Consider the following 25615-nt stretch of genomic DNA (forward strand, 5'->3'; position numbering starts at 1 on the left):
CCAACGATTACAACGAATACACCAAGGTCATCGGCCAGTACGCGCGGCCGGACAACCCGGCCTGGGTGTCGGAGACCGGATTCGAAGCGGCGACGGCGCCGTACCTGTTCCATGTGCTGGGGCAGGGCGGGGTGGGCTTCTCGATCTTCGGCATGGATGGCAACCCGGACAGCGAGGCCAACCGCGCCGCCACCGCTGCGCATGCGGCCAATTTCAAGTTATTGGCGCCGCTGCAGCGGGTGCTGGCGCAGGCCGCATTCGAAGGCCGCCTGCAAGGCGTGGCCGAACAGCCGGGCATGCCGCAACGCACGCTGCGCTTTGGCGATTGGCAGGCCAAGGTGTCATTCGGCGCACCGATGTGGGGCGATGCGCCGGCGATCCTGCCGGGCAACGACGACCACGATGGGCGGCTGCTGGTGGCGCAGCTGGGGCCGGAGGAGTTCCTGGTCACGGGCATGGCCGCGCGCATTGAATTTTTCCGCGAGGCGGCCGATACCCGTCATGGGCAGCTGTTGCGGGTGGAGCAGGGGCGGTATGTCGACGGACGCTGGCAGGTGGAAAAACAGCTCAACGGCGACCAGACCGACTACGGGCTCAACGTCGGCCGTGGGGGCCCCGCCAGTCCCGACCCGGTGGTGCTGCGGGTGCGGGTCGGAACCTATTGACGGATGCAGGCGCTGCGGCGACTTGGTCCGTAGGGTTGCCAGCCTGCTCTTGAAGCCCGCATCGCCTCACTCCATTGATCCCGCATCGCCTCAGCCACTTGCATAACGGAGCCACCATGAGCATCAGCAGTATCGCCAGTTCCGGAATGCAGGCCGCCGCGCTGCGTCAGCAGGTGGCCGCCAGCAACGTCGCCCGCCAACCGGTGGACGGCAGCCCGCGTCAGTCCGTGGCGGCCAGCACGCAGGCCAATGGTGGCGTGTCGGCCAGCGTGGTCGATGCGTCATCCGATCCGTCGGCTCCGGTCACCGATCTGGTCGACGGGCTATCGGCGCGCAACGATTTTCAAGCCAATGCCGCCGTGCTGCGGCGCTCCGATGAAGCGGTGGGCAGCTTGTTTGACGTACTGGCCTGAGAGCAGCGCGCTGGCCTGGTGCGGCAGCGTCGACCACGGCCCGCGTCACGCGCGCAGCGCCGGTGTCCATCTCAGCACGCTTGGCCCAAGCGGCGAGCGCCACGCTGGCTGCACGGCTCCGTAGCCGCCGTGCAGCCAGCCACGATAACCGCGCGTACCGCGCTCAGTCGGGTCGCAGCACGGCGGTCAAGCGTGCGCCATCGGGTACGCCCAACCCCGTGTTGGCATCCCAACCGGTGGATGCGCGGAAGCCGGCGTTGTCGCCGGCGACGATGTCGCGGAATGCGTCCGGTTGGCCGTACAGGCGTGGCAGCACGAAGTGGGGTTGCATCCCGTTCGCGCCGTAGATGCGTGCCAGCAGGGCGGCCCATAACGGTGCAGCGGCGCTGGTGCCGCCCATCACCGCCGGCTGCCCGTTGATCGAGAGGTAGTAACCGGTCTGCGCATCGGCGTTGGCGGCCACATCGGGGACGCCGCGCATGCTCAGTTGGCGCGACTCATGCTGTGCATCGGTCAGGTGCAGGTCCTTCTGCCAGGCCGGGCGTGCGAAGAACTTGCTCTGCCCGCCGCCGCCGCGTGCCCACGCCTGCTCGTTGGCGCTGTCGGCCGTGACCTGCAGCCGGGTGCCGCCACAGGCGAGCACGAACGGGCTGGATGCGGGGAAGCAGACATTCAACCCCGGCTGCCCGTCGCTGGCGCCATCGTCGCCGGCGGCGACGCACACCGTGATGCCCATCAATGCGGCGGCCTGAAACGCACAGTCGTACGCCTGGCGCGATTGCGGCGTCCATTGCGATTCGCTGAAGCCCCAGCTGATGGCGATGATGCCCGGGGAATGCTCGGTGTCGTGGATGGCGGCGTTGATCGCTTCCAGAAAGCCGTTGTCGGTGTTGGCTGCGAAATACGCCACCAATGTGGCGCCCGGCGCGATGGCGCCGGCGATCTGGATATCCATCTGCGCTTCCACATCGGCATTTGCGTTGCCACCGCTAACCGTGTTGGTGGCGCCGGGCAACAGCACGTCTACCAGTGTCGGCATGGGGACGTGCAGTTGCGCGAAATACGCGGCCATCTGCTCGCGTGCATAGCCGGCACCCAGCACGATGATGCCGATGCACTGCCCGTGTCCGTCGTGATCGGGGAAGCCGTACAGCTGCGCAAGCTGCGGCGGCGTGTATTGCATGAGCGGGCCATCCTGCTTGTCGGTAGGCGCGGGCGGCTGCGTCGCCGTCGGCAAGGCCGCAGACGCGTCTGGCGTGCTGGGCAGCGTCTGCGCCTGCGGACGCGCATCCAGCCCGAGCACGGCGGTGACAATGCCGGTCAATGCCTGCGGAATCGACACGGCGCCGGTACGGCCGCGATAGCGCAAGCTGCCATGCACGTATTCGCGTAGGCTGACCTGGAAGGCGGCTTCGCACTGCTGCACGGTGCCCTCCAGCATCACATTGCCGCTGTCTGCGTGCGCGCGTTCGACGGTGAGACCATAGCGGGCGGCAAAGTCGGCAACGGCCCGCAGGTCTGACGCGCTGGCAGCGAAGCGTTCGCTGAACTCCGCGCGCGTGAACGCAACCGGCAGCGTGTTGGCCTGCAGTTGCAGCAGTACCTCGGCGGCGGCATTCAATGCCGGCATCCGCACCGCGAGCATGATGCGCAGGCGCTCGTCCTGCGGCGGCTGGCCGGCCTCGACGGTGGAGGGTGCGGTACGGCGCTCACTGCCGGCAAGGATCGTGTGCATGCGGGGAGAACTCCATCGAGGTGGGTGAGCCGAGGTCGGTTGGTGCAGGTCTAAAGGGAGCTGCGGCGTGCTGCACGACCACCGCAGCACGCATGGCTGCCGGCGGCAATGCAGTCTGCATTCAATGCCATGCGCAGGTTATATGCGCAGCCACCGTCACGTGCGATTGATCGCGATGCGAAGCGCTGACGCAGCGTCCGGTGGACCACTCGCCAACGCCCCGCAATGAGAGATGGGCAACGAGGTCAGCATCACCGGCCTGCGCCTCAGATGCTGCGACAGCGTTAGGCACTGCGGCCTGGGCCGCCGGGGCTACCGCGAGCACACCCGCGAGCAGCTCCGTGCACCTTTGGCTCTATGCAGATTTCCGCACGGCTGTCCGACCGCTGTCACAAGACGTGGTGTGTGAAGGCGTGCACGATGGGCAACGATCATTCGAGGGTGCAACGATGGACCGTAGGACCTTTCTGCGTCAGGGCATGGCGGCCACAGCGGCTGTCGGTGCAGGTGCCGCGCTGGCAACGCCGGTTACCGGCGCAGCGGCACCGCCTGCGCCGGTGCTTCCCCGGCTGGAACCGCTGCCTTCGGCGGCGCATGTCGGCAGCACGCTGTGCAGCTTCACCCACTTGCAGCAGCATTGGACGGTCTACGAGCATCTGGACGACGCGCAAGGCCAGCTCACGTTGTGGAGCGACCGCGGCATGCTGCGGCTGGACAAGCGCACCGAGCCGGCCTATCCAGCCGAGGGCGAGCCGTACTTCGGGTTGCCGCTGGCAGAGGTGGCGATGGCCGAAGCCGACCTGTTGGCCGACCGCCTGCTGCGCGACGGCGACCCGGACGAGGCGCAGGTGCGCGATGTGGCGCCGCCGCCGGCCTCCTTGCTCGACCCCAAGGACAATGGTGGCCGCTGGCCGTGGACCACCTTCGTCGGAACGCGCGAGAGCCTGGACACCATGCCGATCCTGCCCAACGGCCGCAGCCGCACCTCGCGCCCGGAACACGCGTTCGCCGAATTGGGCGAAGAAGCGCTGATCAAACGGCGCGAAGAAGGCATGCTCGGTGGCTGGATGCCGGCGGTGCGCAAGGTGTTGCGCCGCGAGGGCGAGCCGGACAGCTGGTATGACGTGTTGGTGTTTGCCGATGTGCGCGCGCGCGATCGCTTCGTGGTGCAAACCTGGCACCGCACCATGAAGGTAAAGGGCGGCGCCATCGTCGCGGTGCACTACACCCACAGCTACCCCGAATTTGCCCCAGCGCGCAGCGCCGCCGCTGCCGAACAGTTCTACGCAGCGTTGATCGATTTCGCTGCCTACTGGCAGCAGGCGCTGGACGGCACCGTGCAGGCGCAGCTCCCTGATACGAGCTGGAACGACATGGCGCAGTTCGCGTTCGCACGCGAGCTGGTAGTACGCCCCGGTGGCGACTACCCCAAGTACGGCGCAGTGGAGCGCGACTACTACGGCAACGAATACGACGGCTTCCAGGATACGTTTACCAGCGCGTTCTATGCCAATCTGGAGTGGGGCCGCTTCGCACAGGCCGCGGCGGTGCTCGATAACTACTTCGACGACTTCGTGCAGGACGACGGCTTGCCGAACATGCGCGGGCCGGAAGTGGGGCAATTTGGGCTCACCTTGTCGTTGCTGGCGCGTTACCTGCGTTACACCGGCGATGCGCCACGGCTGCGCCGCTTGCTGCCCCAGATCGCCGCCACCGCGCAGGTGTTGTGCGCCTTGCACGACCAGGCGCTGGCATTGCCGCGCACGGCGCATGGTCATGGACTGCTGCACGGGTGGAACGAATCCGATGCCTGCCTGTTTCCAGATCCATCGTTATGGTGGAAACCGTATTACGCCAACAGCGCATTGACCATCCGCGGCTGGGAAGACATCGCACAGGTGTGGAGCACGCTCGGTGGCGATGCCGGCCAAGCATCGCACTGGCAGCGCCGCGCCAAGCAACTGCGTGCGCGGTTGGAAGCCAGCCTGCGTGCGAATGTGCGTCGCGATCTGTCGCCGCCGTATGTGGGCCCGTTGCCCGGCACCACACTCACCTTCCGCCAATCGCTGCTGCAGGAAAAGCCCAGCGAACAGCAATGGCCGCACCGTGCCTATGCCGAACTGCTGCAAGCCGATGTGTTGCCGGCCGATCTTGCCAATCTGGTGGTCGATTGCGTGCGTGGCCATGGCGGTACCAGCCTTGGCGTGGTCGCGAATATCGCGCCGCCGGAGCCGGGCAGCCGCGATCTGCTCGGCTTCATTTCCTACGGCTACGCGCAACAGCTGCTACGGCTGGATCGCATCGAAGAATATCTGCTGTTCGTCTATGCGCACCGTTATCAGGTGCACACGCGCGGCAGCTGGACGGCGGGCGAAGTCAGCGGCATCACCGGCGGCATGCCGTTGTTCTGCATGCCCGCACAGATGACCATCCCGCTGCTGCTGCGCTGGATGCTGGTCAGCGACGACAGCGCAGGCGAACAGTTGTTTCTTGCCCGTGCGGTACCGCGTGCATGGCTGGGCAGCGGTGCGCCGGTGGGCATCACCGCTGCGCCTACGCGTTGGGGCACGGTCACGCTGACGCTGCGCACCAACGCTGCAGCGCGCTGCATCAGTGCCGATGTGCAGTTGCCGGAGCGTGCGCCAAAACGCACCTGGCTCACCCTGCGCGCACCCGCAGGCACGCGTCTGCAGCGCCTGCTGGTCGATGGCAAACCGGCGCGACCGCAGGGTCCGCATGCCGATCGCGTGGCCTTGCCCGGCGCTGCTGCACGGGTGAAGGTCCAGGCGTGGTACGTGTGACGACAGCAACGCGATGATCAAACGTTGCTGACGCACGACTGCGCCGTGTACGGCAGCGGTCGCTGCTGCGGTGCTCTGCACAGAGCGCGCCGCCGTGCCAGCCAAACTGTTACGGCGCACATGCTGTGGTTGCTCACAAAAGACCAGGGCACATCGGATGGCCGCGCCGACATGTCGCTGCTCAGGCAACGCAGGCATGCCCGGAAGCAGGCACAAGCACGCGATTTTCCGCATGTGGCCCGACTAAATTCGTCAAGACGGCGCAGCGGCATTGCCGCAAGATTTTTTAACGTAAACACTGTGTGTCAGGGCACGCGCTCTCAGGGGAGAGTGGTGTCATTGCAGTTGTCGTCCTTGCATTCGTAGACACCTGCCGTTGAGACGGCAGGCCGCTGCAGTCTCCGTCGTGATCGATCTCCCATCTTTGCGCTGCGCCGGCGCGGCCTCGCCGTGCACGGGGACGCATGAAGGTGGGCCGTTTCCCCGTGTCAGCACAAGGATTTCCGATGTCGCCCAGCCACACCGCCGTTCTTCCGCACAAACGTGCCTTGCAGACCACCACGCTCGCTAACGCACTGATAGTGGCACTGGCGCTCACCGCTGCGCCGGCGTTCGCGCAGCAGCGCAGCGATGGTGCAGACGATGCCACCCAGACGTTGGATCAGGTCAACGTCACCGGTACCCATCTGCGCCGCGTCGATGCCGAAACCGCCAGCCCGGTGGTGGTGATCGACCGGCAGCGTATCGAAGACAGTGGGCAGAGCACGCTGGGGCAACTGCTGCAACGCTTGCCGATGACGGCCGGCTTCCAGGCCGGGCCTGCAATCAATTCCAACTTCAGTCACGGCCGCGCGCTGGTGTCGCTACGCAACCTCGGGCCCGAGCGCACGCTGGTCCTGGTCAACGGCCATCGGATGGCGGGGCCTGCCAGCAGCGTGGCATCGGCACCCGGCGTGGACGTCAATGCGATCCCCGCAGCGATGGTGGAGCGCGTGGAAGTGCTCACCGACGGCGCGTCGTCGGTGTACGGCTCCGACGCGATCGGCGGCGTGGTCAATGTCATTCTGAAGGACAAATACGACGGTTTTGCCGCCACCGTGGACTCCGCGCAGAGCACGCATGGCGATGCCAATCGGCGCACGCTCGGGCTGGAATGGGGCAAGACCTGGGACCGCGGTGGGTTGATCCTGGGGCTCAGCCAAAACTCGATGAACCCGGTGTTCAATCGCGACCGCAGTGATGCGGCCAAGGCGGTGGAATATTTCGACGGGCAGGTCAGCCAGATTCGCGGCGGCAACACGCGCGCATTCCTGACCGATGGCCGCAGAGTGACCCCGATCGATGGCATACCGCCCGGGCCGGTGGGCCAGGATGCGTTCCGCCCGTATCAACCCGCCACCGACAGCTATAACGTCTACGACAGGCAGTACCTGATTACGCCGATCGAGCGTACCAATGCCTCGCTGCACGCCAGTTTCGATTTCACTCCGAGCGTGCAGGGCTACGTGGACGTGTTCTGGACGCGCAGCAAGACCACCTCGCAGCTGGACGCATACGACATGGAGATGCAGGATGCGGTGGACAATTACTACAACCCGTTCGGCGATGCGCTAGACCTCTACCTGCTGCGTTCCACCCAGGCCAATACGCGTGTCTACACCTCCACCATGTTCCAGGCCAATGTCGTCGCCGGCTTGCGTGGACGCGTGGACGACACCAGTTGGCAATGGAATGCGGGGGCCGGCTACGCGCGCTACAAGGACACCTTGGTGCGTACCGGTTTCTCGATCACCTCGGCATTGAACAACGCGGTGGGCGCCTCGTTCCTGGACAGCGACGGGGTGGTGAAGTGCGGCGCGCCGGGCGCAGTGATCGCCGGCTGCATGCCGATCAATATCTTCAACCCCAACGACCCGGCCACCATCGCCGCACTGCGTGGGACGCAGCGGCCGGTGGATCTGATCGACGAAAGCCAGATGCGCTTTGTCGATCTCAGCGCCAATGGCGATCTGTTCAAGCTGCCGGCCGGCGCGGTGCAGGCCGCGGTCGGCCTGGTCTATCGCACCAACAAGTTCGCGCAGGGAACGACCAGCGACGTGGCCGCTGCCGATGCCGATGGCAATTGCGACTACAACGATGGCTGCATCCTCGAACAGGGGCGCGACGAGTCGGTAAGAGAGGCTTATGCGGAATTGCTGGTGCCGCTGCTGAAGCAGGTGCCGTTCGCCAATGTGTTGAACCTCAATCTCGGTTCGCGCTATTCCAGCTACGACGCCTGGGGCAGCACCACAAACAGCAAGGTTGCGATCGAATGGCGGCCGGTTGCGAATCTATTGGTACGCGCTACCGGCTCGCAGGTATTCCGTGCGCCGGCGTTGGGCGATTTGTATGGCTCGCCCTTCAACAGTGTGGTCGACAACACTGGCGATTTTCAGGACCCGTGCACAGGGTTCACGGGCGCGCCGAATCCAGCCTGCGCGAATGTGCCCAATGATGGCAGCTTCACCAATACCGCGCAGTTCAAGGTGGTGACCTCCGGCGCCAACAACCTCGGCTTCAAGCTCAAGCCGGAGCGTGGCCGCTCCTACAATGTCGGGTTGGTCTACGACCCGGATCAGGTGCGCGGGCTATCGCTCAACGTGGACAGCTGGCGGGTCGTGCTGGACGACATGCTCAGCGGTAGCGGCGTGCAGAGAGTGGTCAACGAATGCTTCGATGGAAGTCACCCCGCGTTCTGCCCGCTGATTCAACGCGATGCCACGGGAGAGCTGACGCGCGTGTCGGTGCCGTTCGCGTACAACAGCGGTAAGGTCGATATTCGCGGCTACGACGCCGGCATCCATTACACGCTGGCCGATACTGCCTGGGGCGCGTTTGCGGCAGGGTTGGATGCCACGTTCTTTTCCAGCTATCGCTTTGCGGGCGAGACGCATAACTACGTTGGCGAAAATTCCAGCTGGGGCAACATGCCGCGTTGGCGCGCGGTCGCCAATCTGGCCTGGGACAAAGGTCCGTGGCATGCGAGTTGGAGCACCCGCTATCTGGGCCGCACCGTCAACGGTAGCCAGTACGAAAACTTCTGCGCCGACACCAATGCCGATGGAAGTTGCGCCTATTTCCGGATTGGCTCGGTGGTGTATCACGACGCCTCGTTGAGCCGGAAGATCGCCTCGCTGCATAGCACGCTGGCGGTGGGCATAGACAACGTGGGCGACCGCAAGCCGCCCCGGTTCTACAGCTACTCCAATGCGGCCAATACCGAAGCGACCACTTACGACACCTTGGGGCGGTATTTCTGGAGCCGGCTGCGCGTGGAGTTTTAGCGCGGCCGACGAAACGTAGCGAGCTTCGTCGGGCGGATGTGGACGGCGCGTAGCGGTGTTCGCTTTGCGTCGCTGCACTTCGTTTTGATGCAGGTGTTGTCAACGCAAACAACTATGGTGAGAGGCGCTGCGTTACCTGGGGCGTCATGCAGCGGGGAGTACCGCAGTCTCTATCGTCCGATGCGTGCCAGCCGCCGCGTCGATCGCGCTGTCTTGCACGCTACGCTAATGGGATAGATGCATGAGGGATTTACGTTGCAGGTCATTTCTGGCTCGGCACCGGCGCTGGTTGCGCTTGACCAAGCGCACCGGTACCGCTGTGCTGTTATGGACATGCACCCTGCTGGGTTGGCCACTCGCGATCGCGCAGGAAGCGCCGGTCGCCCAGCCCAACGCGATGATCGGTGAGCCGCTGTTCCGCGGGTTGGCCCACCCGGTGCCCGACAGCGCAGTGCCGTTCGCGCCCGGCGGGCAACTGGCACGGATCTATGCAGCGGACGTTGCGCATGGGGCAGGCCAGGCGCCGGGCACGGATTTCTGGATCGATCGCATGCTCGCGCGCGAAGGGACCGGCGGTGGCTTCGACGATCGGAACGATTGGCTGTTTACCCGTGGCCGCGCCGCGTATCTGAGCTATCACGAACCGGATCAGCCGGGATTCGTCGGGCAGGTGGCGTATTGGCATGCCACCGATTACGACGCGCTGTTCCGCATCCACGCCACGCTGGGCAAGCGCCATGTCCAATGGAAGGAGCGTTCGCTGGAGCGGCGGCAGACGCCGAGCTATTTCACCACCGTGTTCGAAGATGCCGGCGCAGGCGTCCGCATGCGGCTGGTCAAGTACATCACCGAGCAGAACGTAGCGGTCGCCAGCGTGGTGCTGTCCAGTCTGGATGGCGCGGCGCACACGCTATCGCTGCAAGCGGTCTCGCCGATCGCGCAGCACGCCGACGGCCATGAGTTGACCGGTGCATTCGATGCCTACAACCACATCACGACGGTCTTCCCCCGTCTGTCCGGCGACGGTTTCCGCGTCGAGGGGCAGCGTCTGGTGCGCGATGTGGACATCCCGGCGAGCGGCGAAACCGCGGCGATCAAGCTGCAGCTCGGCATGCTCACCCACGAGTTGCCCGAAGCGCGCGCCGAGTACACGCGCATCGCCGCGCAAACGCCGCAGCAGGCCTATCAGCAGCATGTGGCCAGCTACAACCGCTGGTGGGTGGACAACCTGCCGTACCTGGACACGCCCGACGAGAACATCAGCAAGAGCCTGTTCTATCGCTGGTGGGTGCTGCGCTTCAATTTCCTCGATGCCAACGTCCCCGGCAACGACTACCAGTTTCCGGTCGCCATCGAGGGCGTGCTTGGCTACGACAATGCCATCGTGCTGACCGCCGGGATGTTCCTGGACGATCTGAAATACCTGCGCAATCCGCTGTATGCCTATGGCACCTGGCTCAGCGCGGGCGAGACCGCGGGCGGTGGCAAGTACACCGACAACCCTGGCTCGCCGGAGAACTGGTCCAATTCCTACGCGCAATACATCACTGCCGCGGCATGGCGGTCGATGCAGATCCACGGTGGGCCAGCGGCGTTGGCCGGTAAGCTGGCACGCTATGGCAGCGGTGACGTGGATGGCGTGCTGGCGGCCTACGATCTCAATCACAACGGCTTGATCGAATACGACTGGGCGGCCATGACCGGCAACGACGCCGATGCGGTGTCGTTCGACTGGGCCGACCAGCACGGTCAGATCCGCATGGATCGCACCGAGAGCGCCTACGTCTATGCCAATGCGCAGGCGGCAGCGCAGGCGGCGGTGCTCGCCGGCGATACCGCCACGGCGCAGCGCATGCAAGCCACCGCGCGCCGCATCCGCAAGGCCGTGCTGGACGTGTTGTGGCAGGATCATCGCGACGCGCCCGACTCGGTCGGCCTGTATGGCGATCTGCTCAAGCATCGCCAGGCCGATGGGCCGCGGCTGGCGGTCGATTGGAAGGAAACCAACAACTACTATCCCTTCAGCGTGGGTTTGATGCCCAAGCAGGGCGATGCCGACTACGCCCCCAAGTATGTGCGCGCCTTGCGGCTGTTCGCCGACGCAGCGCAATACCCGTTGTTCCCGTTCTACACCGCCAACCAGGTGGACATGCAGGCGCGGGGCAGTGGCACCGATGTGGGCAGCAACAACTTTTCCACCATCAATGCGACCGTGGCATTCCGTCTGTTCGGCTCGGCCTTGCGCGATTACCCCAGCCCGTATCTGAACGCGCAGAGCTACCGCAAGCTGCTGTACTGGAACGCCTGGGCGCCGTTTATCAATGGCGACAACCGCTACCCCGACCAGAACGAATTCTGGTCCAAGGGCAGTGCCAGGAACGGCGGCAAGATCAGTTATCGCTCCTGGATCCACCATACCCAACTGGGTGCGACCAACTTCACCATGATCGAAGATGCGATGGGCTTTCGCCCGCGCAGCGACGGCAAGATCGAGTTGTACCCGATCGATATCGGCTGGGACCATTTCGCTGCCGACAATCTGCGCTATCGCGACCGCAATCTGAGCATCGTCTGGGATCGCGATGGCAGCCACTACGGCGGCCGGCTGCCGAAGGGCTATAGCGTCTATCTGGATGGCCAGTTGGCGTTCCGCGTGGACCGGCTGGCGCATGTGGTGTACGACCCGGCCAGCGGGCAGGTCAGCCCAGCGCCGGATACAGTCAATCGTAATGGCGATGCGCAAGTGCTCGAAGCGCATCCTGTGCCGCTGGCGTCGATGACGCAGGTGCCGTTTGCGGCTGGCACGCGGATCGCGCAGATCCTGGCCAAGGCCGGTGTGGATGTGACGCTGCCGCCAGCGCACAGCCGCGACCTTGCCGAGGGCGCACGTGTCAGTGCCAGTTTCGCCGCCGCCGGTTTGCCGGCGAAAGCGGCGGTGGACGGCAGTACCGCCAGTCCGCCGTTCTGGGGCACCGCCGGCTCGCCGTCGGCCAGCGACTGGATCGCACTGGACCTGGGCGGTATGCGGACGCTGGATCAGGTCGTGCTGTACTTCTATCGCAGCTCCTCGCCGGGCGGCGATCAGAACGGCTTTCCCTCCGGAACGCTGCCCGGCTACGCGGCGCCGTGGATCTACACCGTGCAATATCAGGATGGCAGCGGTGGATGGAAGAACATTCCCGGCCAGGTCCGCGATGCCACGATGGTGGAGGGCAATCGCAATCGCGTGCGCTTTCCGGCCATCCGTACCGCCGCGCTGCGCGTGGTGGTGACACACGCTGGCACGGCACGCACCGGCATCAAGGAAATCCAGCTGTTCGATAGCGGCTTGCCGGCGCCGGCGTTTGCGGGCAATGCGCCGCCGCAGGTGCAGGCATGGCAGTTGGACACGCCCGGCGCCGATGGCGCGGTGGTGGTGCAGGCACGCGTGGGCGATGACGGCTTGCCCAATAACACGCTGCAGGCGCGCTGGCGCGTGCAGCAGGCACCGGAAGGCGGCGATGCGGTGTTTGCCGATGCTGCCGCGCTACAGACGTCGGTGCGTTTCACCCGTGCCGGGCAATACACCTTACGGTTGGTCGCCAACGATGGGGCGCTGATGGGGCATGCCGATGTGCAGGTCAGCGCAGCTGCCTCTCGGCCGCTGCAGAGCATCCCGTTGCAAGCCATGGCCGGTGTCAGTGCGCAACTCACCGGGATGCAGTACCGCGTGCAGGCCTTGAACGATGGTTTCATCCCACAGGCGGGCAGCGTTCCCAGTGGCAGCCTGCGCTGGGGCAGCTACGGACTCGACCAGCCAGCGACGGTGTGGTTGCAGTATCAGTGGCCACGTCCGGTGCGCTTGTCCTCGAGCACGCTCTATCTGTGGAACGACCAGCCCAATGGTGGGGTGGCAGCGCCTGCCGGCTGGAAATTGCAGATGCTGCAGGACGGACGTTGGCAGGACATCGTCAGCAAGAGCGGCTACCCGATTGCCGCGGGGGCGACGGGTGCGGCGAGCACTGCCAGCTTTGCGCCGGTCGTGACCACCGCGCTGCGCGTAGTGTTGACGACGCAGACCACGGGCGACGGACACGCCGCCATCGGTGTGGACGAATGGCAGGCGCTGTCCGAGCTGCCAAAACAGGTGGAGGCGATCGATCTGCGCACTGCACCTGGCCAGCAGCCGACGCTGCCGCAGGAGATTACCGCGTTCTTTGCCGATGGCAGCGTGCTGCCGGTGGCGGTGCAGTGGTCCGAGCTGGCCGCCAGCCGTCTGGACCACGAAGGAGCTGTGGAATTGCAAGGCTTGGTAGAAGGCGCGATTCCCGTCAAGGCCACCATTTGGGTACGCGCAACGCCACCCGGTCAGATCAACACCGTGCAGCCGTTGCCGACGGTGAGCACGGTGGTCGGCCATGCACCGACGCTACCGGGCTTCGTTACGGTGCAATACAACGACGGCTCGCGTGAACGCTTGCCGGTGCAATGGCCAACGTTGCAAGCCGCGCGTTACGCACAGCCCGGCGAGATCCAGCTCACCGGCACGGCGCAAGGGCGTGCACCCACCGGGAAAGTGTCGGTGCCGCTGGTATTACAGATCAAGGAGGCTTCGCCATGATGCGCAGGTTCTCAAGCGTGTTCGTGCTGGCTTGCGGGATGTCGCTGGCCAGCATTCCGGCCTGCGCCATCCCGCCGCCGCAGGGAACGCAGCTGCACTCACCCGGCAATCCCATCATTGCCGACGGCAGCACGTATTCCGCCGACCCCGCGCCACTGGTGGCCGATGGCAAGCTGTACATCATTGCCGGCCGCGATACCGCTGCTCCCAATCTCAATGACTTCGTCATGCCCGGCTGGCAACTGTTCGTCACTAGCGATCCGGCCAGCGGCGAGTGGACCCACTACCGCGATCTGCTGCGGCCCAAACAAGTCTTTGCCTGGGCAGACAAGCGGTATGCCTACGCGTCCCAGATCGTGCAGGGCCCGGATGGGCGCTATTACCTGTATGCGCCGGTGCAGCAGCGCGATTCGCCAAACCCCGATCCGTTCGCGATCGGCGTGGCGGTGGCCGACAGTCCGCTCGGCCCGTGGACCGATGCACACCCGCAGGGGCCAGTGGTCTCGCAGTCGGTGCCGGGTCGCAACGATATCCAGAACATCGACCCGACCGTGATGGTCGACGACGACGGACGCGTGTATCTGTATTGGGGCACCTTCGGCGCGTTGTATGGCGTTGAGTTGCAGCGCGACATGGTTACCTTCAAGGGGACGCCGATCCTGGTAGACACGCTGGACGGCTATTTCGAAGCGCCCTGGCTGTTCAAGCGCAAGGGCACCTATTACCTGGCCTACGCAGCCAACAATGCCGGTCGTCTTTCGCCGTGCACGCCCACGCTGTATCACGCCTGCATTGCCTATGCGAGCGCGCCATCCCCGCTGGGTCCGTGGACCTATCGCGGCATCGTGCTGCCGCCGGTGTCCTCGACCACCTCGCATCCGGGCATCATTTCGTTTCAAGGGCAGTGGTATCTGGTCTATCACACTGCCGACGCGCAGGGCGGCGGGCATTTCCGCCGCAGCGTGGCGATCGACCGGCTGCAATGGGACGACAGCACCCGACCGGCCAGTCTTCGTACCGTCGTGCCGACGCGGCGTCCCATGCCGCCCGTGCCGCCTGTGCGCAATCAAGCGCCGTCGGCCTATGCAACCGCGTCCAACGGTCCGGATATCCCGCTGCAGTACTGGATCGCCGCGCTCAACGACGGCATCGTCAAGGCCAATCCGTTGCCGCCGGAGATGTGGGCCAGCTGGACGGACGACAACCCATCGCAGCAATGGCTTCAATACAGCTGGGCGCAACCGATCACCGTGGATCGCACGCGCATCGTGTTCTGGGCCGATCACCCGGCAGGTGCCGACGCCGGTGTGGCGCCTCCAGCGCGTTGGCATCTGGAATACCGGCACGGTGGGCGATGGCTGCCGGTGCAGCCAAGCGATGCTTATGGCACGCGCACCGATCGCTATGAAGCGGTGTCGTTCGCGCCGGTGACAACGCGCTGCGTGCGCGTGGTCATGGACGCCTCCGGTGGCGGGTCGCATTACGCCGCGCTGGCGGTCCAGGAGTGGGAGGTGCTGGCACCGCAGCCGCAGCGGCTCCCGTCAGCCAGTGCGGACGACGCCGCCCGATGCGATGTGCAATGAGCCTGCTCCGCAGGCAGACGGCCAGCGTCGACTTCGCCTAGGCCATCGCACCCTTCTTCGTAAAGATCATTGCGCGTGTGCGCAGTGCTTCCATCGTGCGGGCTGCGGGCCCGCAACGCCCAGCCATGAACAGGATGCCGTGATGCCAGTGGCTGTGTTGACTGCTTTGAAGATTTCACCGGTTGTCGCGGCGTACTGCCTTGCCGCGCTGTTGCTGCAGCTGCCGATGCAGGCGAAAGCCATGGAGACGCCGACACCGGCGCAGTACGAACAGGCGATGGGCCTGGACGAGCGGTACGCGGCCTTGGTCGATCACGAGCCTGCCGAGCCGATCTGGGTCGATGCGCAGCAGTTCCTGTATCGGCGCAAGCTGGTCCGTCCGGGTCACTCGCCGGCCATCGAGTACCGGCTGGTGGATGCCGAAAGCGGCAGCAGCCGACTGGCTTTCGATCACGCGCGCCTGGCTGCGGCCTTGACCCAGGCCGGTACGTCTGCGGTGGATGCGTCGGGCTTGTGGCTGCGTCAACTGACGCTGCAACAGCAGCAGCTGCGCTTTCAGTTCAACAAGCTCGGCTGGTAGTGCGATCTGGCGCGTTATCACTGCCAGCGCCTGCCCGACCAGGATCTGTTGCCGGACAACATGGACATGGGCTTGCCGCTCAAGCAGGGCGAGCGTTACGCCAAGCGCTCGCCGGACGGGCGTTGGCAGGCCTGGGTCGAGCAGGCCAACGTGGTAATCGCGCCGGTGCAGGGCGGTACGCCTCGGCAACTCAGTCACGACGGCACGCCCGCCGACTTCTACGCGATCGACTCGCTGGTGTGGTCGCCGGATTCGCAACACCTGGCTGCCTATCGCATCAACACGCCGCCGCAGCACATCGTCTACTACATCGAGTCGGCGCCGCCCGATCGCGTGCAGCCGCGCTTGCACCAGCAGGTGTATCCCAAGCCCGGCGATCCCCTGCCGGTCAGGCAGCCGGTGCTGTTCGATGTCGCCAGCGGCGCCGCGCGACCGGTGGCGATGACCTTGCTGCCGAATGCCTTCACCCTGAGCGACCTGCAGTGGTGGAACGACAGTCGCGGCTTCACCTTCGAATACAACGAACGCGGCCATCAGCGTTACCGGGTGATCGAGGTAGACGCGAAGACTGCACAGGCGCGCTCGCTGATCGAGGAAACGTCGCCGACCTTCATCGAATACTCCAAGCTCAGCGGCGTGAACGAGGAGGGCGGCAAGCGTGTGCGCCACGATCTGGCCGACGGCAAGCAGATTCTGTGGGCTTCCGAGCGCGATGGCTGGGAACATCTGTATCTCTACGATAGCAGCAGTGGTCAGGTCATTCGCCAGGTCACACATGGCGACTGGGTGGTGCGCAAGCTCGATCGGGTCGATGAGGCCGCCAGGCAGGTCTATTTCACCGCTGCAGGCGTCGTGCCCGGCGAGGACCCGTATTACCGCCATGCCTATCGCATCGGTCTGGATGGGACTGGCCTGACCGCGCTGACGCCATCGTCCGCCGACCACCAGGTGACGTATTCGCCCGACGGCCGCTGGTATCTGGATCTGTATTCACGGGTGGACCTGGGTCCGGTGCTGGAGCTACGGCGCAGTGCGGACGGCAGCCTGGTGCACCCCATCGAACGCACCGATCTGAGCCAGCTGCAGGCGGCCGGCTGGCGACCGCCATTGCCGTTCCACACGCCGGGTCGGGACGGCAAGACCGAGATTTGGGGCGTCATCTATCGTCCGCAGTCGCTCGATCCGCAGCAGCGCTACCGGGTGGTCGAGGATATCTATGCCGGGCCCCATGGCTCCTTCGTTCCCAAGACCTTCATTCCCTGGGTGCCGGCACTCACTGGGCTGGGTTTTGCGGTGGCGTCCATCGATGGCATGGGTACCAACAACCGCTCGCGCGCCTTCCACGATGTGGCCTGGCGCAATCTCAAGGACGCCGGGTTAGCGGACCGTATCGCCTGGCACAAGGCCGCCGCCGCGCGCTACCCGTGGTACGACATCGGCGGCGGTGTGGGTGTGTACGGCACTTCGGCAGGTGGACAGAACGCATTGGCGGCGCTGTTGTTTCATCCGGAGTTCTATGTGGCGGGCGTGGCCAACTCCGGCTGCCACGACAACCGCATGGACAAGATCTGGTGGAACGAACAGTGGATGGGCTGGCCGGTGGGTCCGTGGTACGCCGAATCGTCGAACGTGGAGAACGCCGCGCGCCTGCAGGGGCACCTGTTGCTGGTCACCGGCGACATGGACATGAATGTCGACCCGGCCAGCACCTTCCAGGTGGCCGACCGCTTGATCAAGGCCGGCAAGGACTTCGATCTGCTGGTCGTGCCGGGCGGCGATCACGGTGCCGGCGGCACCTACGGCAGGCGCCGTCTGCTGGACTTCTTCCTGCGCTGGATGCAGCAATCGCCAACGCCGGAGTGGAATCGCAACGCAGCAACGCCAGTCGCACCGGCGCCGTGATGCGAGAGGCTTGCAACGCACGCCGCTGAATTGATCGCGTGCGTGCCGCGTCGAACGCGATCCTGCGGCCTGCGCGCCGATCCTTGTCGCTGTGATCTACCGCCCTGTCATCCCCGCATAGCTGTGTTCAGGCGTGCGGGCGCGGAGTGCGTTCACGCCATCGGCGCATGATCGTTCAGTTGCGAACCATGCTGTTTTCCGCATGTGCTGTCGCCAAATGCGACAAGACGCAGCGTCCGCGCACAGGCACATTGTGACCAACTGCTGAAACTGGAGCGCATGGGCGCATCCGGTGCGGAACTCACCTCCCTCCTGACAACACGCGTTGCTGCGCGACGCTCCGTCGCCTGTGTCGCAGGTTGTTTGCGTGTCTGCAACACGGCCGTTGCCCGCGGTTTCGCTGCAGCATGCGTCTGCCATCTACGTTGACCTGCGCCGCTGCACGCCGGCACGGGCGTGTGTTGCCCATGGTCTGTCTTTCGTACCTCTCAGGAGCCTTGCATGCCGATGTTGCCGTTGCCTTTCTTCCGCACCACTGGCACAACCACGCGGCCGATGCCAAACATGCTCACCTCCGCGCTGTTGCTGGCGCTGTCGGCAGGTGCGGTCACGCCGGCGTCTGCGCAACAGGCCACCGGTGGGGATGCGACGCAGACCCTGGACAGCGTGGTGGTCACCGGCTCGCGCCTGCGCCGCGTGGATACCGAAACCGCCAACCCGGTGGTCACCGTCAGCCAGGAACAGATTGCCGCCACCGGCAAGGCGACCGTGGGCGATGTGTTGCAGGAATTGCCATCCATCGCCGGCAACGCCACCAACCCCTATACCAACAACGGCGGCGGCACCGGTGCATCGGCGGTCTCGCTACGCGGCCTGGGCGACAAGCGCACGCTGGTGCTGGTCAACGGCATCCGCCTGGCCTACAACGACGTCAACGCGATTCCTTCCGGCATGATCGAACGCATCGAGGTGCTTAGCGATGGCGCGTCTGCGGTGTACGGCTCCGATGCGATCGGCGGCGTGGTCAACTTCATCCTGCGCTCGCGCTTCGACGGCGTGCAGTTCAGCAGCGACTTCGGCACCAGCAGCGAAGGTGAGGGCAACCGCCGCAACTTCACCTTGACCGCCGGCAAGACCTGGGAGCGCGGCAGCCTGATCGGCGGCCTCTCGCACCACAACATCGATCCAGTGTCGGCAGGCGCGCGAGGTTACTCCAAGGACGCGCTCGCCCTGATCGATGGGCAACCGGTGAAGCAGGGCTCCTCGGCCACGCCCACCGGCACGGTCAACTTCAACGATGGCTCGGATCAATCGTTGCTGCTGGCGCAGTCCAATGGCTGCGGGCGCGTCACGCTCAATAGCGGTGTCAATGGGCGCGCCGGCCCAGGCGATTTCCATTGTTACAACGCCACCGCAGATTCCTACAACTATCAGTCGTTCAACCTGTTGCAGACACCGCAAAAACGCACCAATGCGTTCCTGTTGGGCACCTACCGCCTCAGCGATAGCGTCGAGGGCTACGTCAATACCTGGTTCAGTAAAACCGAATCGGCCTCGATCATTGCGCCGATTCCGATCTTTTCCAACGGCGACAACATCCTGGTGTCGGCGCAGAGTGACTACAACCCATTCGGCGTCAACTTCGGCACCGACCGCACCACCGGCACCTCCTATAACGACCTCAACACGCGCGCCACCGTGCTGGGCAACCGCAGCTACCAATACAATACCTACAACTTCCAGATCAGCCCGGGTCTGCGCGGCCGCTTCGGCGACAGCTCCTGGCAGTGGGATGCCACCTTCAACTACGCCAAGGTCAAACAGAAGTCGATCAATAACGGCTTTCTTGACTATGCCGCATTCAATCAAGCCATCGGTCCATCGTTTCTGGACAGCGATGGCACGGTCAAGTGCGGCAGCGCGGGCGCAGCGATTGCCGGCTGCACGCCGTTGAATTTCTTCAATCTCAACGACAGCTCCAACCTGGCCACGCTGCAGGGCATAGTGCTCAACCCCATCGTCACCAGCGTGTACACGGTCAAGCAATTCGAGGCCAATGCCAACGGCACGCTGTTCGCGTTGCCGGCCGGTGCGGCCAGCCTGGCGGCCGGCATTTCGTATCGCAAGGAACGCTCCACCACCGCCTCGGACCCGCGATGGACCGGCGACGAAAACGGCCTGTGCGGGGTGATCGAATTCTGCTCGTCCACACTGAGCGGCACTTTCGACGTCAGGGAAGCCTATGCCGAAGCGCTGTTTCCGCTGCTCAAGGATCTGTCCGGCATCAATGCGCTGAACCTCACCGTGGGCACGCGTTTCTCCGACTACAGCTCGGTGGGTAGCAAGACCAATAGCAAGCTCTCGCTGGAATACCGCCCGATCGAAAACCTGCTGGTGCGCGGCACCGTCTCGCAGGTGTTTCGCGCACCCAATATCACCGAGTTGTATGCCGGCGTGGCCGGCGATGCGGCCACCGTCAACGACCCCTGCAATGGCTATACCGGTGGCAACACCGTGGCCTGTGCCAATGTGCCCACCGATGGCAGCTACCAGCAATCGGACGGGCAGGTGTCGGGCAAGGTCTCCGGCGCGGCAGTGGCGGGCTACCAGCTCAAGCCGGAAACCGGTAAGTCCTACGACGTCGGATTCGTGTACGACCCGCAGTGGGTCGAGGGCCTGTCGCTGAGCGCGGACTGGTGGCGCATCGACCTGGAAGACACCATCACCACGGTGTCGGCGCAGACGGTGCTCAATCAATGCTTCGCCAACTCGGCAAGCGCGTTCTGCGCACTGATCCATCGCAACGGCAACGGCACCATCAATTACATCGCCGAGCCCACCGTCAACCTTGGCAAATTGTGGGCCAAGGGCATGGACTTCAACCTGACCTACCGCCTGCCAGCGACGACCTGGGGCAACGTCACCGCCGGCCTCAACGGCACCTATCTCACCCGTTACGACGTATTGCCCGACACCACCGACCCCAGCTCGGTCACCATCCACAACGTGGGCCGCTACACCCAGGCCTACGGCAATTTCCCGCGTTGGCGCGCACTGGGCACGATCAACTGGGCCTTGGACGACTGGAGCGCTACCTGGCGCATCCGCTATGTGGGACATACCGCCATCGGCAATGCGGATCTGAGCCAGAGCCTGTCGGCCGATTCCGGCACGCCCGGTGTGGTGCGCAACATCGGTGCCTACGTGTACAACAACCTGCAGCTTGGCTATAACGTGGAGGCGTGGCATACGCGGTTCGAAGTGGGCGTAGATAACATCGCCAACAAGCAGCCACCGCTGTATTACGCCAACAACGTGGGCAATGCGAATACGGACGTTGCCACCTACGATCTGCTCGGACGTTTTTACTGGGCACGCGCGACGGTGAAGTTCTGAGTGCGCCGTTGTCTCGCTGCGTTACGCGTCCTGGTGCGACCGCTTGCACACAGGCCACGCCACGGACGGCGCTGCCTGTGCAGCAGCGCCCACGATGCCGTTCAACGCGCACGCTACCTGCGCGCCGTCAGGAGTTAAGCTGATCCCATGACCGAGGCGCACGCCAGCGAATCGACCTGCAATCACACACCGTCGTTGTCGCGACGGCGCTTTCTGGCCTGGAGCAGTCTGGCAGTGGCTGCCGGCTTCCTGAGGTTTCCGGCCCAGGCCAGCGCTGCGCAACCGGGCAGCGTGCGTGCGGTGCCGCTTGCCCAGGTCAGGCTCACACCCTCGCTGTTCCTGGATGCGCTGCACACCAATCGACGCTACCTGATGCGGTTGCAGCCGGACCGCCTACTGCACAACTTCCTGCTGTATGCCGGCCTCGATCCCAAAGCGCCTGCATACGGCGGTTGGGAAGCGGATACCATCGCCGGACATACGCTCGGCCACTATCTCAGTGCGTTGGCATTGATGCATGCGCAGACCGGCGATGCGCAATGCGCCACGCGTGCCGCGTATCTGGTGAGCGAACTGGCGCGCTGTCAGGCGCATGCCGGCGATGGCTATGTTGCTGGTTTCACCCGCAAGAACGCCGCTGGAAAGATCGAGAGTGGGCGCGCGGTCTTCGACGAACTCAAACGCGGCAAGATCGACCCGGCGCCGTTCTACCTCAACGGCAGCTGGGCACCGCTATACACCTGGCACAAACTGTTCGCCGGATTGCTCGACGTGCATGCGCATTGCGATGACGCGCAAGCGCTGCAGGTCGCGGTGGATCTGGCCGGGTATCTGCAGGGCATCTTCTCCGCGCTCGACGAGGCGCAATTGCAAAAGGTACTGTCGTGCGAATTCGGCGGCCTCAACGAATCGTTCGTCGAGCTGCATGTACGTACGGTTGATGCACAATGGCTGGCGCTGGCGCAGCGCCTGCATCACCACGCCGTGCTCGACCCGCTGGTCGCACAGCGTGACGAATTGGCGCACCAGCATTCCAATACCAACATCCCAAAGCTGATCGGTGTGGCCCGCGAGTACGAGGTCACCGGCGATGCCGCATCCGGCGCCGCGGCGCGCTTCTTCTGGCACACCGTTACCGATCACCACACCTATGTAATCGGCGGCAACGGCGACCGCGAATATTTCCAGCAGCCGAACAGTATTTCGAAGTTCCTCACCGAGCAGACCTGCGAGCATTGCGCCAGCTACAACATGCTCAAGCTCACCCGGCACCTGTACCAATGGGGACCGCAGGCGGAGTTGTTCGATTACTACGAACGCACACTGCTCAACCATGTGATGGCGCAGCAGCACCCACGCACCGGCATGTTTACCTATATGACGCCGCTGCTGGCCGGCGAAGCGCGAGGCTGGTCGTCGCCGTTCGACGATTTCTGGTGTTGCGTCGGCAGCGGCATGGAAGCGCACGCGCAGTTCGGTGATTCCATCTACTGGGAAGACGGGCAGGGCGTCTACGTCAATCTCTATGTGCCCTCCACGGTGCGCGATGCCGCCGGGTTCGCACTCAGCCTCCGCAGCACGCTGCCCGAGCGGGGAGAGGTCACACTGCAGATCGATGCCGCGCCTGCGACGGCACGCACGTTGGCGCTGCGGGTGCCCGGTTGGGCCGGAGCATTCACGCTGCAGGTCAACGGCCAACTGCAGACCTTGCAGCCAGTCGATGGCTACCTGCGCATCGAACGGATGTGGGCCGCTGGCGACACCGTGTCCCTGCAATTGGAGATGCCGCTGCGTCTGGAGCCCACCCCCGACGATCCTGCCTGGGTGGCGGTCATGCGCGGCCCGCTGGTACTGGCCGCCGATCTCGGCGACGCCGTAACGCCCTGGAACAACAACACACCCGCGCTGATCGGCGGCGACGAAGTCCTGCAACGCCTGCAGCCACTACCGACGCACGGCCATTACCACTACACCGACGGCGCGCAGCAGTGGCGCCTGTCGCCGTTCTATGCCCAGTTCGACCGCCGCAGCGCGGTCTATCTGGAACATCGTGATGCCGCCGGCTGGCAGCAGCGCCATGCCGAAATGGCCGCCAGCGCGCAACGACAAAGGGCACTGGACGCCAGCGCGCTCGACTACGTGGCGCTGGGCGAGGACGCCTCGGAGAAAGCCCATGACCTGACCAGCGCCAGCTCTTACGCCCTCAGCTATCGCCGCCGCGCCGGCCGCGACGCCCGCACTGGCGGCTTCATCGCCTTCACCCTGCGCAACACCGCACAGGCCCGCATCCTGCGCCTGCGCTACTGGGGCGACGAAACCCGCCGCCGCTTCCGCCTCCTCGCCGACGGCGAACTCATCGCCAACGAACGCCTGGACGGCAATCGCGGCCTGGATTTCGTCGATGTCGACTACGCCTTGCCCGCAGCGGTTGCAGGCCGCGCCACCCTGCAGATCCGTATCGAACCGGAGACCGGCTATTCGGCCGGGCCGGCGTTTGGGTGTTGGGTGTTGGAGTCGGCGTGAATGCCGGAGTCTGTGCGCTGTCGATCTTGCTGCAGCGTGTCTTGTAGATGGGGGAAGTCCTACCACCAGACGGCGAACGCAGGTGCACATCAATTCAGCACAAACTTTCCGGCGTGCAAACAAAGCCCCTCTCCCCTCGGGAGAGGGGCTGGGGTGAGGGTACAGGGCGAAGCCTAGTGGCGTTCCAATCGCACGGAGACTCGCCTTTCAGCTTCACCGTATGGAATCTTCCGCCATCGTCACCACCAGTTCGCCATTACGCGCAGTGATCTGCAGCTTGCAGCCAACCGCAAACCCCAACTGTTCCAGCCACAGCCCGCGTAGGCGCACGCTGGGAATCCGCTGGCTGTGTGGCCGACCGGGTTCTGCCTCGTAGAACGCATGGCCCACCGTACAGCGCATGGGCGTGCGTGGCTTACGAGGCGGGCGTGGTGGAATCTCATCCGGATGCAGCGCAGTCCGGTGGTCGAAGGCGAGCTTGTCCACATCGAACGTGGGCGATGGCACCAGCCGCATGGGCTGCGCGTCTGCTGCCGGTTTGGCCACTCGCTTGGCGGTAACGGTGCGATTGGCGTTCGGCTTGGAACGCTTTGCGGTCGGTGACTGCAGCCGGCTCATCGCCTCGGCTCCGCCAGCACTACGGGGCGACGACGTCCACCAACCTGCAGGATCGATACATTTGCCATGACAACGCCTCCTTCGAAGAACACGCACCGTCGCCGGCTAGCGACGGGATGTCGGGAGGTTAGAAACCGTGCATAGTCGGCGGGCATATTCCTCCCGAAGGAGTGTTGTATTAGCCGCCCTCCCGACGCAGGCATCGCGTCGGCTTGCACCTGCGAACAGGTACAAAAAACCCACCGATTTGACGGAGGTGGGTACCGCTATGCACGGAGTTTCTACGCTCCTTGAGGTAGAGGTTGCTAATGGTTGCTTGGGATGTCAAGTGCCCGAAATAAAGATTCAGTAGTGTGAGTGGCTAATGCTAGAAATTTACACGTAAATCCGGAAATTAGTAATTATTCGGTATAACCCAATCGGTTCATTGATCGATTGTGGTGGATTGGCCCGATTTTACTCAGGCATTGAGATGTCTAGGATACCCTGGGCGTATTAGCCGCCTCTCCGAATGAGTACTAAATTCAAGTTGGATTGCTCATGAATTAAACCAGCATCCTCCGTAAGCACTAATACTCCTTTGCCAAGATATGACCAGTCACGCTCACTGTATCCCTCCGCATAATCTGCTTGGTCGATAATTGCCACAACAGTTCCACCCAGATCAGATCCAAGTGAAACAATATCGCCTAGAAGAATTCTCTCGTCGCTTTCATAATTCATGGCATCACCTAATTCAAAAAATCAGCTATGGGGATGGAGCCAGGGGGCGGCGGTAAACCGTTAGATGCATCGCTGGCTCCAATGTTGCCCCAAAAGCATTGGCAATTGTTAGGGTTTTGATTTGCACGGTATAGGTTATAATGGTCGCCTGGATAAGGGTGGTGAGGCTTCGATGGCGGAACCAGATCATGCCTATATCCAATCGTTCCAACAGGGACAGTGAGGCCATTCACTGTTTTGCAAGGAGGACATGGCTTTTCATCTGGGCAAGCTATGCCAGCTGTTAATCCACCTAGTATTCCTCCTGCTGAAGCTCCTCCCATTCCACCTAATTGTGACCCTGCCACAAATCCAGCTGCATTTCCTGCTATTGGAACTTCGGAGCCAGCCACACCCCCTAAAACACCACCGCCCCAGTATCCTACTCCACCGCCGATAACAGAGCATGCTGCGATCCAGCCAGCAGCGCATGCCGGATTAGGTGCCAATCCTAGAGGGTCAATAAGCGAGAGCGGATTGCCTAACGCATAACCATAAGCGCTAATTCCACCTTCGAATCCAATCGGATCACTCTGCCCATACCGCCCAGTAGCCGCTTCATAGTCCCGGAAGTAGTTCTGATTCAACCCACTCGCCGCATCAAACCGCTGCCCCGGGAACCGCATATCCAGCACCAGCGCCGCGCCATCCCCATCAGGGTCCTGGTTCGGCGCGGTGTTGCCGAAGGCCTCGCCCTTCAAGCTCCACGTCCAC

At 64.1% G+C, this 25615-nt stretch carries 12 protein-coding genes and 1 pseudogene; 9 read left to right on the forward strand and 4 right to left on the reverse strand.

Going from position 1 to position 25615, the window contains the following annotated elements; translation table 11 throughout:
- Positions 1-665: DUF5597 domain-containing protein (locus tag XBLMG947_RS07710; protein ID WP_167352015.1), on the forward strand; the 665-nt coding region annotated here is incomplete at its 5' end.
- Positions 666-781: 116 nt separating this feature from the next.
- Complete coding sequence (locus XBLMG947_RS07715) at positions 782-1078, forward strand: flagellar basal body rod protein FlgC (RefSeq protein ID WP_065467446.1); 297 nt, start codon at positions 782-784, stop codon at positions 1076-1078.
- A 163-nt stretch (positions 1079-1241) separates the two neighbouring features.
- Here XBLMG947_RS07715 and XBLMG947_RS07720 read toward each other — a convergent pair whose 3' ends face one another.
- Positions 1242-2813: a S53 family peptidase gene (locus XBLMG947_RS07720; RefSeq protein WP_065467448.1), complete on the reverse strand. Its 1572-nt coding sequence runs from the start codon at positions 2811-2813 to the stop codon at positions 1242-1244.
- 449 nt (positions 2814-3262) lie between these two features.
- Between XBLMG947_RS07720 and XBLMG947_RS07725 the strand changes: the two genes are divergently transcribed.
- From XBLMG947_RS07725 to XBLMG947_RS07755, 7 genes and pseudogenes are all read left to right on the forward strand, one after another.
- A complete protein-coding gene (locus tag XBLMG947_RS07725) occupies positions 3263-5614 on the forward strand; it encodes a glucosidase family protein (protein WP_065467450.1) in 2352 nt (783 codons plus the stop codon).
- Between the two features lie 506 nt (positions 5615-6120).
- Complete coding sequence (locus tag XBLMG947_RS07730) at positions 6121-8937, forward strand: TonB-dependent receptor plug domain-containing protein (RefSeq protein WP_065467452.1); 2817 nt, start codon at positions 6121-6123, stop codon at positions 8935-8937.
- A gap of 241 nt (positions 8938-9178) precedes the next feature.
- Complete coding sequence (locus XBLMG947_RS07735; RefSeq protein WP_065467453.1) at positions 9179-13537, forward strand: Ig-like domain-containing protein; 4359 nt, start codon at positions 9179-9181, stop codon at positions 13535-13537.
- Positions 13534-15120, forward strand: coding sequence for a family 43 glycosylhydrolase (locus tag XBLMG947_RS07740; protein WP_065467455.1), 1587 nt, complete (start codon positions 13534-13536; stop codon positions 15118-15120). Before XBLMG947_RS07735 ends, XBLMG947_RS07740 begins: the two co-directional genes overlap by 4 nt.
- A gap of 226 nt (positions 15121-15346) precedes the next feature.
- Positions 15347-17602: pseudogene (locus XBLMG947_RS07745) on the forward strand (S9 family peptidase).
- 501 nt (positions 17603-18103) lie between these two features.
- The gene (locus tag XBLMG947_RS07750) at positions 18104-20998 is read left to right on the forward strand and encodes a TonB-dependent receptor domain-containing protein (protein WP_065467457.1); all 2895 of its coding nucleotides are present in this window, start codon (positions 18104-18106) and stop codon (positions 20996-20998) included.
- Between the two features lie 147 nt (positions 20999-21145).
- Positions 21146-23521 carry a glycoside hydrolase family 127 protein gene (locus XBLMG947_RS07755; RefSeq protein ID WP_065467459.1) on the forward strand — a complete coding sequence of 792 codons (2376 nt, stop codon included), beginning with the start codon at positions 21146-21148 and terminating at the stop codon, positions 23519-23521.
- A 213-nt stretch (positions 23522-23734) separates the two neighbouring features.
- Here XBLMG947_RS07755 and XBLMG947_RS07760 read toward each other — a convergent pair whose 3' ends face one another.
- The 3 genes from XBLMG947_RS07760 to XBLMG947_RS21320 form a co-directional block, all read right to left on the reverse strand.
- Positions 23735-24139 (reverse strand): SymE family type I addiction module toxin, encoded by a 405-nt coding sequence (locus XBLMG947_RS07760; protein ID WP_065467461.1) that lies wholly within the window; start codon positions 24137-24139, stop codon positions 23735-23737.
- 495 nt (positions 24140-24634) lie between these two features.
- Complete coding sequence (locus tag XBLMG947_RS22545; protein WP_139074374.1) at positions 24635-24862, reverse strand: hypothetical protein; 228 nt, start codon at positions 24860-24862, stop codon at positions 24635-24637.
- 8 nt (positions 24863-24870) lie between these two features.
- Positions 24871-25615, reverse strand: a 745-nt coding sequence (locus tag XBLMG947_RS21320) for an RHS repeat-associated core domain-containing protein (protein ID WP_139074375.1), incomplete at its 5' end; no start/stop codon positions are given.

Origin of the sequence: Xanthomonas bromi, assembly GCF_900092025.1 — a bacterium.
In the GTDB taxonomy this organism is placed as follows: Bacteria; Pseudomonadota; Gammaproteobacteria; order Xanthomonadales; family Xanthomonadaceae; genus Xanthomonas; species Xanthomonas bromi.

Coding starts and splice junctions, on each gene's coding strand:
- XBLMG947_RS07755 (WP_065467459.1), top strand. CDS start 21,146: ATGACCGAGGCGCACGCCAGCGAATCGACCTGCAATCACACACCGTCG.
- XBLMG947_RS22545 (WP_139074374.1), bottom strand. CDS start 24,862: ATGAATTATGAAAGCGACGAGAGAATTCTTCTAGGCGATATTGTTTCA.
- XBLMG947_RS07730 (WP_065467452.1), top strand. CDS start 6,121: ATGTCGCCCAGCCACACCGCCGTTCTTCCGCACAAACGTGCCTTGCAG.
- XBLMG947_RS07735 (WP_065467453.1), top strand. CDS start 9,179: ATGAGGGATTTACGTTGCAGGTCATTTCTGGCTCGGCACCGGCGCTGG.
- XBLMG947_RS07715 (WP_065467446.1), top strand. CDS start 782: ATGAGCATCAGCAGTATCGCCAGTTCCGGAATGCAGGCCGCCGCGCTG.
- XBLMG947_RS07725 (WP_065467450.1), top strand. CDS start 3,263: ATGGACCGTAGGACCTTTCTGCGTCAGGGCATGGCGGCCACAGCGGCT.
- XBLMG947_RS07740 (WP_065467455.1), top strand. CDS start 13,534: ATGATGCGCAGGTTCTCAAGCGTGTTCGTGCTGGCTTGCGGGATGTCG.
- XBLMG947_RS07760 (WP_065467461.1), bottom strand. CDS start 24,139: ATGAGCCGGCTGCAGTCACCGACCGCAAAGCGTTCCAAGCCGAACGCC.
- XBLMG947_RS07720 (WP_065467448.1), bottom strand. CDS start 2,813: ATGCACACGATCCTTGCCGGCAGTGAGCGCCGTACCGCACCCTCCACC.
- XBLMG947_RS07750 (WP_065467457.1), top strand. CDS start 18,104: ATGCCGATGTTGCCGTTGCCTTTCTTCCGCACCACTGGCACAACCACG.